The organism is Halobacillus sp. ABH2_015 (assembly GCF_056158945.1).
On sequence record NZ_JBSWUG010000002.1, the window covers coordinates 956,609 to 970,468 of the forward strand.

Below are 13,860 nucleotides of genomic sequence, written 5' to 3' on the forward strand. Positions count from 1 at the left end.
TTTTTTGTGCCACAAAAAAGTTTAAAGCTGTTTCATTTCATTAAGAATTCCGGCATAATGGACAGAGATGGAAAGGACGGAGATTATGAAGCAGTTGACGTTTTCTTCTTATGAAGAACTGGAGGAATTTTTGAAACATAAGTTCAGGGAAAAGGCGGCACATGCTGGTCTCCCTGAAGAAGATATCCGGCAGATGACCGGTTACAAGGAAAGGGCTCAGCAGTTGTGGGAAGAAAACAACGGTGCCGAGGTAATTGAAAAAGAAGGGGAAGTCACCCTTGATGTATGGATGGATGAGGATGGAAAGCGGCACATCAAGCGTGGGCGCCCGCGAAAGAAGACCGAGGATAAACTGACCCGATCCCTGCATGTGCGTTTGGATGAAGAATCCTACAAGAAGCTGGAGAGTTATGCAAAAGAGAATGGCATGGACCGCTCAGCGGCGATCCGGACCTTATTGAAAAACCTTTGATGGGAAGCCTTCCTCGTGCATATTTACAAACCTTTAAAAAAATCTTCACACTATATTGACACTCCGATTTTTCCGTAGTATATTATTACTTGTCACCAGGAAATACCCATTATTATTTTGATTCCGTAGCTCAGCTGGGAGAGCGCCACCTTGACAGGGTGGAGGTCGTTGGTTCGAGCCCAATCGGAATCATACAAACCCACGTGCTGAAATGGTACAGTTTCTCGTCAAGGAGAGGCTGTATCATTTCTTTTTTTATAGAAGAAATTCGGATTCTCTAACGTGAGCCGTTACATATTCTTGTATAATGGGTAATAAATAGAAATTAATTCTTTAACAAATCTCTTCAGGAGGTGCGGCAGGCAGGATATGGGGAAAAAGAAAAAAGATGAAGAATTCGATGATTTGCTGGATGCTTTCAGAGAAGCCGTTTCATTGGAGGAAACCCGGTACTATTACATGAAGCTTCAATTATTTCTGGATCACTATGAGGAGAGCAGAGCCGTATTTCAATCTACAGACAAAATGGAGAAGAAAAACTATGAACCCTTGCTGCAGGGTATGATGGAGGCTACTTCCAAAAAAGAAGTGGATTACTATGAAGCAGAAATCCAACACTTACTGGATGTGAAAAAAACTTAAAATTACATTTATTGTTATTTGAAGAACAAAATTGAAAATAAGTATTTATTTTCTTTTTGGAATGTTGTACACTGAAGGTAGCATGTTCATTATAGTAACTTTTCGTTTATACAATAAAAGACTTATCGAGGCGGCCCGCTTTGGTGGATGATTAGTGCATAGTTCTTATGTTTCTAAATATCTTCCAGCGGCCGCTTTTTTAAGTTTAGGGGGATCAATAATGTGGACACGCTCCTGATTGCCGGTTGTATCGGAGGGATGACAGGCGTTGTGGCTCATTTGATGAGAAACGGAAAGGTTTTGGTTTTCCCAAGAAGGCGGAGACGTCCAAAGGGCATTTATCTCGGGTTTTTAGCCGATTTTTTAATTGGCGCTGCAGCAGCGGTTTTTGCAGTCACATACCTTGTACCGGAACCGGGCCTGCTGCGGACATTGATTGGCATATCGATCCTGGCCGGGATGACGGCAGAGAATGTGCTTTTGAAAAGAGAATTGAACGTGGAGAAAGCGAAAGTGGAAGGATTGGACCGGATCAACCAGCGTTTAAAATGACCGGACCCATCCTTTTTTTTGTTTCAATCCACTAAAAGCATAAAATGATCATGCTCCGTATCGACAGGCGCTGTTTTAAAGATGCCGGTATACACCGCCTTTAACTCCTCATACAACACCTTCGAATGAATCGTTGTCAGATAAGTATCGGGATTTTTCTGGTAGGCTTTCAGTTTATGTAGATCCAGATTGACGGTGTACGAGTAAAAGAGTTCCTGTGATCGTAGAAAAGGTTTTTCGCACGGGGTCTGCCCGTCATCTGTGAGCGGAGAGCGGCTGTGGATCCGCAGTTTTTTTGGTGAGTCGGCATCCTCTTCCCATTCGCTGGACACCCCGTAGAATGTAGCAAATGGGGGTTCTTTGCTTTGATCGATATAGGTCGTCTGAAAGCTGAACTCAATGGCACCTTCCCTGCCGGTTACTACACAGAAGGCAAGATAGGTCCGGGTGGATGCTGTACCTTGAGCGAGGTCTTCTTGATTGCTGAAACAATGACAGAAACTGGTTCGGGCCATAAGCGACACCATCCTTCCCATACAATTATGGATAATTATAACACGTCGACCACTCCGTTAGTCGGTTAAACGGCGATCGATGAACGAAAAAAAAGCCGCTTCCGCAGCTTTTTTATCCGTTGACAGGAATTCCTCCGTTTACATGAAGCATCTGACCTGTGACATAGCTGGAATCACTGGAGGCCAGATAGACATAGGCGGGGGCCGCTTCCCTCGGCTGGCCTGGACGGCCCATGGGATTGTCCGAACCGAATTCCGCCACTTTTTTCTTGTCAAAACTAGCTGGGATCAGCGGCGTCCAGATCGGCCCGGGGGCCACGCCGTTCACACGTATCTCCTGATCGATCAGGGATCCGGCGAGGGAACGTGTGAAAGAGGTGATGGCACCTTTGGTTGATGCATAATCGATGAGCTGATCGTTCCCTTTGTAAGCTGTCACCGAAGAAGAGTTGATGATACAGGATCCCTTCTTCATATGAGGCAGGACCGCTTTCGTCATATAAACGTAGGAAAAGAAATTGACGCGGAATGTTTCCAGAAGCTGTTCATTGGAAATATCGAGCACACTTGTCTGCGGATATTGAACGGCTGCATTGTTGACAAGAATATCTATGGTTTTAAATGTCTTTACTACTTGTTCGACAATGGTTTCGCAAAACTCCGGTCCACCGATATCCCCGTGATACAGCTCGCAGCGCCTGCCTTCTTTCTCGATTAAGCTCTTCGTAATGGCTGCATCTTCATGCTCATCCAGATAAAGGACAGCTACATCAGCGCCTTCCTTGGCAAAAAGCAGGCTGACCGCTCGGCCGATCCCACTGTCTCCTCCGGTGATCACGGCGGTTTTACCCGCCAGTTTTCCACTTCCTTTATAGGTCTCATCTGCATACTCCGGCAGCGGCTTCATGTCATACTCGTAACCAGGCTGTCGTTCTTGATGCTGTTCCGGTTGTACGGCCTTCTTTTTCTTCATGATGCGTAACCCCCTATGTACAAATGGTTAAAATTGGTGCAGATCCACTTCCGCTAGCTTTCCCTCGTGACCGTCTTCTTATCCCTCCATTCTTCCAGGGTGCTGGATAGAGGATTTACGTGTCATTCTGTTCATTCCAACCGCCATTCATTTAACGTTTCGTCCATTGATGTGTAAAAATTCAGAATTTATACTTATCTTGAGTGAAAAAATATATGAAACAAGAGGTGACAGGATGGCGACAACTTTCTCGAAGTCGAATCAGGTGGTTATTGAAAACTTTATCCATGGCGAGTGGGTTCCTTCTGAAGGAGGTCAGGTGGAAGAAGTTCCAAACCCGGCAACTGGAGAAACCATTGCAAGGGTCCCTATTTCAACTAAACAAGATGTGGATCAAGCGGTCCAATCAGCGAGAGAGGCTTTTCAGTCCTGGAAGAAGACTCCAGTACCGAAACGAGCGAGAATCATGTTCAAATATCAGCAGCTTCTGATTGAAAACCGGGATCAACTGGCTGAAGCGTTGACACAGGAAAATGGAAAGACGAAAAAGGATGCCACAGGAGAAGTACAGCGCGGCATTGAGTGTGTGGAGTTTGCAGCAGGGGCTCCGAGTCTCATGATGGGGGATGTGCTTCCGGATATCGCTGAAGGCATCGATTCAGGGATGTACCGGTATCCAGTCGGGGTCGTCGGCGGTATCACCCCATTTAATTTCCCTATGATGGTTCCGCTCTGGATGTTCCCGCTTGCGCTTGTATGTGGGAATACCTTTGTTCTTAAGCCATCGGAACGGACGCCGATTTTAGCAAAAATGCTGGTGGAGCTCATCCATGAAGCGGGACTCCCGAAAGGCGTGCTTAACCTTGTCAACGGGGCGCATGATGTCGTCAACGGCCTGCTTGAGCATGAAGAGGTCGATGCTGTCTCCTTTGTAGGTTCCCAGCCTGTAGCGGAATATGTGTATAAAACGGCTTCACAGCATGGGAAGCGCGTCCAGGCGCTGGCCGGCGCCAAAAACCATTCCATCGTTATGCCGGACTGTAACCTGGATAAATCGGTCGAAGGGATCATCAATGCCGCTTTTGGAAGTGCGGGCGAGCGGTGCATGGCCTGCTCTGTCGTTGTTGCCGTGGGCGATGTGGCTGACAGCCTTGCTGCAAAGATAAAAGAAGCAGCGGATCAGTTGAATGTAGGCAATGGTCTCGATGATGAAACAACCCTCGGGCCATTAATCCGTGAAGCTCACCGTGAGCGTGTGCTGAGCTACATTGAAACCGGAGAAAAAGAAAACGCGGCCTTAATCAGAGACGGCCGGGTAGAGCTCCGGGAGCATGATTCCGGATACTTCCTTGGCGCAACCATTTTCGATCATGTATCCAAGGATATGAAAATATGGAAGGATGAAATTTTTGCCCCTGTCTTAAGCATCGTCCGGGTGAATACTCTTGATGAAGCGATCGCAACGGCGAATGAGTCAGAATTTGCCAACGGTGCCGTCATCTATACGTCCAGCGGAAAAGCAGTCCAGCAGTTCCGGGAAGAAATGGATGCGGGAATGCTCGGAGTGAACGTGAATGTACCTGCACCGATGGCCTTTTTCCCGTTCTCCGGAAATAAAAAGTCGTTTTATGGGGATCTGCATGCCAATGGAAAAGATGGCTTGAACTTTTATACGAAACGTAAAATGCTGACACAGCGCTGGTATTAAGGAAGATGGAGGAAGAAGCAGATGGGGCGCTTCTTCCTTCTTTGTTTCCATCTTTAACAATGGATCCAGCAAGGTTTTGACACTTTGTATAATGGATTTTCCGACAAAAACCTGTATTGTATGATTAAATAACTAAATATTATGAATTTTATAAAATTAAAGCGGTAGGAGGAGGAGCACTTATGTCAGATAAAGTACAGATCGGTTTAATTCAAGCTTCACATGATGTGGATGGTAGTGAACCTGTAGAGGTCCACAAGCAGCAGTCCATCGAAAAGCATGTGCTTCTGGTACGTGAAGCGGCGCAACAAGGAGCGCAGATCATCTGCCTGCAGGAAATTTTCTATGGTCCATATTTCTGTTCCGAGCAGAGCCCGAAATGGTACGACGCCGCAGAGGAAATTCCGAACGGTCCGACGACGAAGCTGTTTCAGGATCTGGCTGAAGAACTGTCGGTCGTCATTGTTCTTCCGATTTATGAGCGGGAAGGGATTGCCACGTACTACAACACAGCGGCGGTCATTGATGCGGATGGTTCCTATCTCGGCAAATATAGAAAGCATCACATTCCGCAGGTGGGTGTTGGGGACAAAGGGTATGGATTTTGGGAGAAATATTACTTTAAACCAGGCAACCTCGGCTACCCGGTTTTTGATACGGCCTATGCCAAGGTTGGGGTCTACATCTGCTACGACCGCCATTTTCCTGAGGGTGCCCGTGTCCTTGGTCTGAACGGTGCAGAAGTCGTCTTCAATCCATCGGCTACCGTAGCCGGACTTTCCGAATATTTATGGAAGCTGGAACAGCCGGCCCATGCCGTTGCGAACGGTTATTACCTGGGGGCGATCAACCGTGTCGGCTACGAAGGTCCATGGAATATGGGCGAGTTTTACGGCCAGTCCTACCTGGTTGACCCGCGCGGCAGCTTTGTCGCAGAAGGCAGCCGGGATCAGGATGAGGTCATCCTCGGGGAAATGGACAAAAAATTCATCCGTGAAGTTCGTGACACCTGGCAGTTCTACCGTGACCGACGCCCGGAAACGTATGAAAAAATGGGTGAGCTTCTCCCGTAATGACCCATCACGATCTGAACAGAGAGTTCTGCATAGGGCCGGGGGCTGAAAAGGATCTATGCAGGGCTTTTTTTATAAATCCGTATCTTACTGAAAGAGGGGGATCAGCGTGACTCAGTTGAAAAGCAAGGGGATATCACTGGAGAATCTTCAGGTGAATTTTAATGAGGTCCATGATGGATTGAATGCCCAGGAGGCGATGGAGGAGTCCAACCGCTGTCTGTACTGCTATGATGCGCCCTGCATTCAGGCCTGCCCGACAGGAATCGATATTCCGAAGTTCATTAAAAAAATTGCTTCCGGGAATTTGAAGGGATCAGCGAAGACGATTATGTCCTCCAACCCTGTCGGTGCCACATGTGCCCGCGTCTGTCCGACCGAAGAACTTTGTGAAGGGGCCTGTGTCCTGAACCATTCGACAGAACCGATCTTAATCGGTGATCTGCAGCGTTTCGCCACAGACTGGGCCATTAAAAATGAACAGCTGTTATTCAAACCCGGAGAGAAAAATGGGATGAGTGTCGCTGTGATCGGCGGCGGACCTGCCGGCTTGTCTACCGCACGGGAACTTGCCCGTTTCGGCTATGATGTCACAATTTTTGAAGCAGCAGAGGAAGCCGGTGGTCTGGATACATACGGGATCGTATCGTTCCGGCTGCCGCAGGAAATTTCCCGGTGGGAAGTGGACCAGGTGGAAAAGCTGGACGTGAAAATCAGAACGAATACGGCGGTTGGAGCGGATATTTCGTTCGAAGAGCTGTCCGAGCAGTTTGATGCGATCGCCTTGACGATCGGTATGGGTCACGTACCGATGCTTGGGATCCCCGGAGAGGGTCTGACCGGTGTTCATGATGCGATTGAATTTGTGAAAGAAACAAAGTCCGGTCCGATAACGGATGAGCTGCTTGGACGCAAGGTCATTGTGATCGGAGCCGGAAACACAGCCATTGACGCAGCCACCTGTGCCGCTCGTAAAGGGGCGGAGGACGTGAAAATCGTCTACCGCCGGACAAGCAGAGAAATGACAGCCTATGAGTTTGAGTACGATTTTGCAAAACAGGATGATGTACAGTTCCACTGGCTGACCCAGCCTGTAGAAGTTCTTGGTAATGAAACGGGTCACGTCACGCATTTGAAATGTGTGGAGATGAAGCTTGGGTCTGCTGGGGAAGATGGAAGGAAAAGACCGGAACCCGTACCCGGATCCGAATTCCTGATAGAAGCGGATGCGGTCATCAAAGCCATCGGTCAGACGCGCTACACCGATTTAATTGAATCGTTTGGTCTGGACCATGAAGGCGGCGTCGTTAAAGTCGATCCAGTCACACTGAGAACCTCCCAATCCCATGTCTTTGCCGCCGGCGATGTCATTTTTGCGAAAGGGCAGGGAGAGGCGATGGTCGTCACGGCTGCCCTTCAGGGCAAGGAAGTCGCTATGGCGATTCATAAACAGCTCTCTCCGACGCCTACGGCTGCGGTGTAACTTTACAAAAACTACGAGGAGGAATCTTATGGCTGACCTACGATTAAATCTGGCAGGGATCGAATCCCCCAACCCTTTCTGGCTCGCATCCGCTCCCCCGACCAACTCGGGGTACCAGGTGCAGCGTGCCTTCGAGGCGGGGTGGGGAGGAGCTGTTTGGAAAACGCTTGGCGATCCAATCTTGAACGTGTCCTCCCGGTTCGCTGCTGTTTCCTATGGCGGGAAGCGTGTGGCCGGATTTAACAATATCGAATTGATTACAGACCGTCCGCTTGAAGTGAACCTGAAGGAAATCTATGAAACGAAGAAAAGATTTCCGGATCATGCCATCATCGCTTCCTTAATGGTGGAACCAACACAGGAAAAATGGCACGAAATTGTTAAACGCGTGGAAGATGTCGGGGTGGACGGGCTTGAGCTGAACTTCGGATGTCCCCACGGCATGGCAGAACGCGGCATGGGGGCGGCCTCGGGCCAGGTTCCTGAGCTTGTGGAAAAACAGACCGCCTGGGCGAAGGAAGTGGCGCAGACCCCGGTCATTGTTAAGCTGACTCCGAATATTACCGACATCACCTTTACAGCGGAAGCAGCCGTCAATGGCGGCGCAGATGCGGTCAGTATGATCAATACGATTAACAGCCTCGCCGGTGTGGACCTGGACTCATGGGATACGGTACCAAACGTCGCCGGCAAAGGCGCGCACGGAGGGTACTGCGGTCCGGCGGTGAAACCGATCGCCCTGAACATGGTGGCGGAGTGCGCCCGTCATCCGAAAATCAATGTACCGATTTCGGGCATGGGCGGCGTTTCCAGCTGGCGGGAAGCGGTCGAGTTCATGCTGATGGGCGCGACGGGTGTGCAGGTGTGTACAGCGGCCATGCACCACGGCTTCAGCATCGTTGAGGATATGATCGACGGATTGGACAACTATTTGGATGACAAGGGCCTTGATTCGGTCATGGACCTTGTCGGAAAGTCTGTCGAGAAGTATTCGGACTGGGGAAATCTTGATCTCAACCATCAGGTCGTTGCCAAAATCAACAACGATGTGTGCATCAACTGTAATAAGTGTCATATTGCTTGTGAAGACACGTCGCACCAGTGCATTGATATGCTCAAGGATGAAAAGGGCCGGGACATTTTGAAGGTGCGCGAGGAAGACTGTGTCGGATGTAATTTGTGCAGCATCGTCTGTCCGGTGGACGGGGCGATTGATATGGTGGAGTATGCCAACGGGAAGCCTCCGATGACGTGGAACGAACGGCAGGCAGCGATTGGAGCCACACCATCGTGCAGTGTAGATTTGATTAAGTAAATAACATGGAGGGATTGGATGAGAAAAATTATAAAGAATGGAACGATTGTCACGGCAGCAGATACGTATCAGGCGGACCTTTTGATCGAAGATGAAAAAATCGCCATGATCGGCCAAGGTTTTGATGAAACTTCGGCCGAAGTCGTGGATGCCTCCGGGCGCTACATTTTCCCAGGTGCGATCGACCCGCATACCCATCTGGAAATGCCGTTCGGGGGCACGGTCAGTAAGGATGATTTTGAAACAGGAACCATTGCTGCGGCCTATGGTGGGACGACAACAGTCATTGATTTCTGTTTAACAGATAAAGGAAAACCGCTCCAGAATTCCATCGATCAGTGGCATGCCAAGTCTCAGGATAAATCGGTCATCGACTACAGCTTTCACCTGATGATCAGCGAAATGAACGAACGTGTCCTGGATCAGCTTCCTACCGTCATTGAAGACGAGGGCATCACTTCTTTCAAAGTGTTTATGGCGTATAAAAATGTGTTCCAGTCCGATGACGGCACACTTTTTAAAACGCTGGAACAAGCGAAGAAGCTGGGAGCGCTTGTCATGGTGCATGCCGAAAATGGGGATGTCATCGATCACCTAGTGAAAAAGGCCCTTGATGCAGGACAGACCGACCCTATTTATCATGCGCTGACCCGCCCGCCGGAAGTGGAAGGGGAAGCGACCAACCGGGCGGCAGAGTTGACCGGACTGGCCGATTCGCAGCTTTATGTCGTCCACGTCACCTGTGAGCAGGCCGTATCAGCCATTGCTGCAGCAAGGAAGAAAGGCTATAACGTCATAGGTGAAACGTGCCCGCAGTACTTGGTTCTGGATCAAAGTTACTTGGAAAAACCGGACTTTGAAGGGGCGAAATACGTCTGGTCCCCTCCTCTTAGAGAAAAACACCACCAGGAAGTGTTGTGGAACGCATTGAAGACCGGCGATCTGCAGACGCTCGGTTCGGATCAATGCTCTTTCGATTTCAAGGGACAGAAGGACCTTGGCAAAGGGGACTTTACTAAAATACCAAATGGCGGTCCAATCATTGAAGACCGTGTCAGTATATTATTCTCGGAAGGTGTGAAAAAAGGCCGGATCAGTTTGAATGAATTTGTTGATATGACCTCTACCAAAATAGCGAAAACGTTCGGATTATTTCCGCAGAAAGGAACGATTTCCGTTGGGGCCGATGCGGATATCGTCATCTTTGATCCGGATGTGGAGCGGACGATTTCTGTTGAGACAAGCCACATGGCCGCGGATTACAATCCGTTTGAAGGCATGCAGGTGACCGGACAGACGGTCAGCGTCCTCTCCCGTGGGGAATTTGTCATTAAGGATCAGCAGTTTGTTGGAAAAATCGGCAGCGGCCGCTATTTGAAACGGTCCAAGTTTGGCAGTCAAACGTCTTCTCAGGAGAAGCTTTACCAAAAGTAACACGCCCTCGTGAATGAAATAAACACGCTGTCCGGCAGCTGCCGGACAGCGAAATTTAAAGGTGAACTTAGGAGGAGACGGCTTCATGAGCAGGAAAGATAATCATTTAATGTCCCCGGACCTTATGCCCATTCCCCATGATCAGAAGAAAATCGGCACCCTCGGATTTACGTTTATGTGGGTGGGGATGGCTGTCGTTTTAGCTGCATTCGCCATCGGTGGAGCAGGGGTCCAGTCCATCTCTCTCATCTGGGTTGTCCTCGGAACGCTTCTCGGTACAATACTCATCGGTCTGGCCATCACTCTGACTGCAGACATCGGCATCGAACATGGCTTGTCTTTTCCCGTATACATGCGGGCTCCCTTCGGTATCGTCGGCACCCATTTTCCATCCGTCATCCGCGGTGTGGCTGCATCGATGTGGTTTGGAATCAATACCTACTTCGGATCCACAGCCATTAACGGCATTTTAAACATTTTATTCAGCTTTGATAACTGGTTTATTTGCTATATTCTGTTTGCTTTATTCCAGCTTTTTAATACCGCACTTGGAATCAAGGCTGTTGAAAAATTTGCGGATCTTGCCGCGCCGATCATTATTTTGATCGGGGTATGGATGTACTTCAACCTTACAGGTACTGCAGGGGAACAGGGCAAGGATATCTGGGCATGGGTGGAAAGCCCGGTGACCGGTGGGGCGGCTTTCACGGCTTTTGTCATCGTTGTGGTCAGTAATATGGGATATTGGGCGACGCTGGCGGCGGATATTTCTTCCATATCCAGGTTCATCAAAGCTCCAAAATATGAGAGGAATTGGTTCAAGCGGAATAAAGGGGCCATGGTCGGAAGTCTCGTCGGTCTGCCTCTAACCCAGACGTTTATCGTTGTGCTGGGTGCTGTCTCGTACATTGCGGTTTCCAATTTTGACCCGGTCGTTGCCCTGCAGGAATCAGCGAGCGGACTTGTCCTTGGGATTCTCCTTCTCATGATCGTACTGGCTCAGTGGTCGACGAACGTGAGTGCGAATATTGTTCCGGCTGCAACGATCTTTTCCAACGTCGGCGGCCCGAAACTGCCTTTCTGGGCAGGGGTGTTCTTAGCGGGGCTTGTCGGAACGGTCATACAGCCGTGGAGTATTTTTAATTTGCTGATTCCCGTCCTCTTAATAGCGGCGGCGATTCTATCTGTGATTGTCGGGATCATCTTTGCTGATTACTATCTACTAAGAAGACGCCGGATGAATGTCACGGATCTGTATAAGAGCGGCGGTCAGTATACCTACGACGGTGGGGTGAACTGGGCTGGTATGATTTCCTGGATCATTGGCAGCGTATTCGCCTATCTATTCAGTACATGGTCCTTCTTCGTAGGATTTGGGATCGGAGCGCTCTGTTACTACCTGCTTGCCAAGCACTGGTATTTTAAAAAGCATCCGCAGGCTGAGATCGAGAACCCGAGTGATGATGAGTACTTGGGAATCACAGTTGGACGAGACTGGATCATTGGGGAAGGATTTGTAGAAGAGAAGCTTGGAAAACGAACAGGGACAGAGGATTTAACACAAAAAGCAGATGTTTAAAGGAGGAATACTATGTCAGACCATCGTGAATTTCATGCAGAAAGGGAAAAAATCGACTTTTTATTGGAACAGGGGTATGTCATAAAAGCTGTAACAGAAAATTTAAGCGGAGCTTTCCTCGAGTTTATGTACAAAGGCAGTGATCCGGACCAGCCTGAGGTGGAGAGGCTTCATATTCTTCATCCGGATTCAAGAAAATATTTTTCAACGATATTATTTCAACAGCAGAAGAAACAGGAAATGAAGTAGGGGGCAGGCTCCCTGCTTTTTTTTCTGTCTTTTTTATTCGTTCCTGTTAAAATAGAAGGAGACGGTTTTTTTTATGAAGAATAATGACAGCGCTTACAGAATCGATCAGGGAAGATTTTCTGACCGACGGGGGAATGTAAGTGTGTTCAAACCCTTACTATCCAATGATTCAGCCTCTATGTGAGATTATCTTACAAGATGTTCGATTATCACGGCCTTTTGGTATACGTTAAAAAGAGGGGGGCGTTGTATGAAAGATTCCATGTCTATTGAAAACATTCTGAAACGAGACCATTTTTCATCGGCAAGAGTCATATCGGGACATGCTGGACTTTCGAAATCAGTGAAATGGGTGCATGTCTTTGAAATGACGGAAGTAAGAGAAAACCTCAAGGGTGGAGAGCTTATTCTTTCTACAGGATTTGGATGGAAAAATGATGACCGATTGCTGCTGGGTCTGCTTCAGCAGCTGGTTGAACGGAACGTCGCCGGCATCTGCATCGAACTCGGTACGTTTATTCAGGAGTTGTCAGAGGATGCTCTGGCTTTTGCAGATGCGCACGACTTCCCTGTCATCGTTTTCGAGAAAGAGGTTTCCTTTATTGAAATCACCCGGGAGATCCATGCCGATTTGATCAACCATCAGTATGAACGGATTTCCAGCCTCGAGGATTACGCCCAGCGCCTGAATAAACGCCTGCTGTCCATTGATAACTATTTTGATATTCTTAAGAATCTCCAGCAGTATGTGAACTGCCAATTGATCTATGTCACGAAAGATCACACGGTGGTCACGGTGCCGCAGCTTAGAAATAAGGAGAGGGAGGAGGCGCTTGCTGAATTGAATGCCCCGCCCGCTCAGAGGAAACGGTGGCTGCTGCAGCAGCCTGTCCAAGTGCTGGAACGGGAGTTTGCTGTCATTTATTTATTATGTGGAAGACGAGAGCTCGGAGAATTCGAATCGCTCCTTCTCGACCGCACAGCCACGGCTCTTGCCCAGTACCTCCTCCGGGAATTGTATACAGAGGAGAAACGAAAGGCGAAGGAAACTGAATGGCTGATGGGCTGGCTGGAAGGAGAACATACCAAAGAGGAAATCGAAAGCCGTCTCCCCCGCTACAAAATTCAGCTGCCTTCATCCGGGGCTGCGGCTGTGACCATTCAAATGAACATGGCCGACGAACGGCGCACCAATCCGGATGTTACGTACTTGAACATGCTTGTGCAGAATATTTTTGATCAGAATGGGTTTTACGTTTTTCCAGTGCAGCGCCGTCAGCTGATTACGTACATCCTCTTGAACCGAAAAGAGGAGGAGGACTGGAAGATCCGCATGAAGTCGGGTGTGGACAGATTGAAAAAAATCAGCATGCTGAATGATCCGTCGGTGGCTTCTTTCCAAATTGCGGTCGGAAAATATATACGACGCCTGGATCAGATCAGTGAAAGTTACCAGACCGCACTGGAAACGCTGACGCTGCAAAGCAATCTTCCACCTGAACAGCACAGATATTTTTATGATGATATGCACATGTACCGGCTCATCTCCCTTGTACATAAACACAGCAACCTCAACGGGCTGGTCGATGAATATTTAGAGCCGATTATACAGTATGACCAAAAACATAATACGAAGCTTCTGGAAACCTTACGGGTGTATCTTGCCTGCAATGGTTCCAAGAAAGAAACGGCAGACAAAGTTTTTGTTGTTCGACAGACGCTTTATCACCGGCTCGAGAAGCTGGAAATGCTGCTCGGAGCGGACTTCATGGACTGTGAAAAACGTCAGGTGATCGAATTTGCGCTTGTCGCTCATGAATACCAGCAGGCTCTCCATGCCTGACCTCCATACAAGCGTGTTGTCA

General features: G+C 48.6%; 13 protein-coding genes and 1 tRNA gene. 12 read left to right on the plus strand and 2 right to left on the minus strand.

The features are described 5' to 3' along the window. Positions 1–67: 67 nt before the first annotated feature. The 4 genes from ACXAD6_RS04940 (at position 68) to ACXAD6_RS04955 (ending at position 1,666) form a co-directional block, all read left to right on the plus strand. A complete protein-coding gene (locus tag ACXAD6_RS04940) occupies positions 68–472 on the plus strand; it encodes a ribbon-helix-helix protein, CopG family (RefSeq protein ID WP_474967891.1) in 405 nt (134 codons plus the stop codon). A 119-nt stretch (positions 473–591) separates the two neighbouring features. Then, a tRNA-Val gene (locus ACXAD6_RS04945) sits at positions 592–664 on the plus strand. Positions 665–841: 177 nt separating this feature from the next. Continuing rightward, positions 842–1,114 carry a hypothetical protein gene (locus tag ACXAD6_RS04950; RefSeq protein WP_474967892.1) on the plus strand — a complete coding sequence of 91 codons (273 nt, stop codon included), beginning with the start codon at positions 842–844 and terminating at the stop codon, positions 1,112–1,114. 222 nt (positions 1,115–1,336) lie between these two features. After that, positions 1,337–1,666: a DUF4257 domain-containing protein gene (locus ACXAD6_RS04955; RefSeq protein WP_474967893.1), complete on the plus strand. Its 330-nt coding sequence runs from the start codon at positions 1,337–1,339 to the stop codon at positions 1,664–1,666. 23 nt (positions 1,667–1,689) lie between these two features. On the opposite strand, the gene ACXAD6_RS04960 is transcribed toward ACXAD6_RS04955, so the two are convergent. Together ACXAD6_RS04960 and ACXAD6_RS04965 are read right to left on the minus strand one after the other, a co-directional pair. Continuing rightward, complete coding sequence (locus ACXAD6_RS04960) at positions 1,690–2,181, minus strand: hypothetical protein (protein ID WP_474967894.1); 492 nt, start codon at positions 2,179–2,181, stop codon at positions 1,690–1,692. Between the two features lie 112 nt (positions 2,182–2,293). Next, on the minus strand, positions 2,294–3,154 hold the full coding sequence (locus ACXAD6_RS04965) for an SDR family oxidoreductase (protein WP_474967895.1): 861 nt from the start codon (positions 3,152–3,154) through the stop codon (positions 2,294–2,296). A 235-nt stretch (positions 3,155–3,389) separates the two neighbouring features. Between ACXAD6_RS04965 and ACXAD6_RS04970 the strand changes: the two genes are divergently transcribed. From ACXAD6_RS04970 to ACXAD6_RS05005, 8 genes are all read left to right on the plus strand, one after another. Beyond that, complete coding sequence (locus tag ACXAD6_RS04970; protein WP_474967896.1) at positions 3,390–4,862, plus strand: CoA-acylating methylmalonate-semialdehyde dehydrogenase; 1,473 nt, start codon at positions 3,390–3,392, stop codon at positions 4,860–4,862. Positions 4,863–5,044: 182 nt separating this feature from the next. Further along, complete coding sequence (locus tag ACXAD6_RS04975; protein WP_474967897.1) at positions 5,045–5,935, plus strand: nitrilase-related carbon-nitrogen hydrolase; 891 nt, start codon at positions 5,045–5,047, stop codon at positions 5,933–5,935. Between the two features lie 109 nt (positions 5,936–6,044). After that, positions 6,045–7,418, plus strand: coding sequence for an NAD(P)-dependent oxidoreductase (locus ACXAD6_RS04980; RefSeq protein WP_474967898.1), 1,374 nt, complete (start codon positions 6,045–6,047; stop codon positions 7,416–7,418). Positions 7,419–7,446: 28 nt separating this feature from the next. Next, on the plus strand, positions 7,447–8,733 hold the full coding sequence (preA, locus tag ACXAD6_RS04985) for an NAD-dependent dihydropyrimidine dehydrogenase subunit PreA (protein ID WP_474967899.1): 1,287 nt from the start codon (positions 7,447–7,449) through the stop codon (positions 8,731–8,733). Positions 8,734–8,751: 18 nt separating this feature from the next. After that, entirely contained in the window at positions 8,752–10,167 is a 1,416-nt protein-coding gene (gene hydA / locus ACXAD6_RS04990) for a dihydropyrimidinase (protein WP_474967900.1), read from the plus strand. A gap of 85 nt (positions 10,168–10,252) precedes the next feature. Further along, the gene (locus tag ACXAD6_RS04995; RefSeq protein ID WP_474967901.1) at positions 10,253–11,746 is read left to right on the plus strand and encodes an NCS1 family transporter; all 1,494 of its coding nucleotides are present in this window, start codon (positions 10,253–10,255) and stop codon (positions 11,744–11,746) included. A 12-nt stretch (positions 11,747–11,758) separates the two neighbouring features. Continuing rightward, positions 11,759–11,995 (plus strand): hypothetical protein, encoded by a 237-nt coding sequence (locus ACXAD6_RS05000; RefSeq protein ID WP_474967902.1) that lies wholly within the window; start codon positions 11,759–11,761, stop codon positions 11,993–11,995. A 250-nt stretch (positions 11,996–12,245) separates the two neighbouring features. After that, positions 12,246–13,838 carry a PucR family transcriptional regulator gene (locus tag ACXAD6_RS05005; protein ID WP_474967903.1) on the plus strand — a complete coding sequence of 531 codons (1,593 nt, stop codon included), beginning with the start codon at positions 12,246–12,248 and terminating at the stop codon, positions 13,836–13,838. Positions 13,839–13,860: the final 22 nt, after the last annotated feature.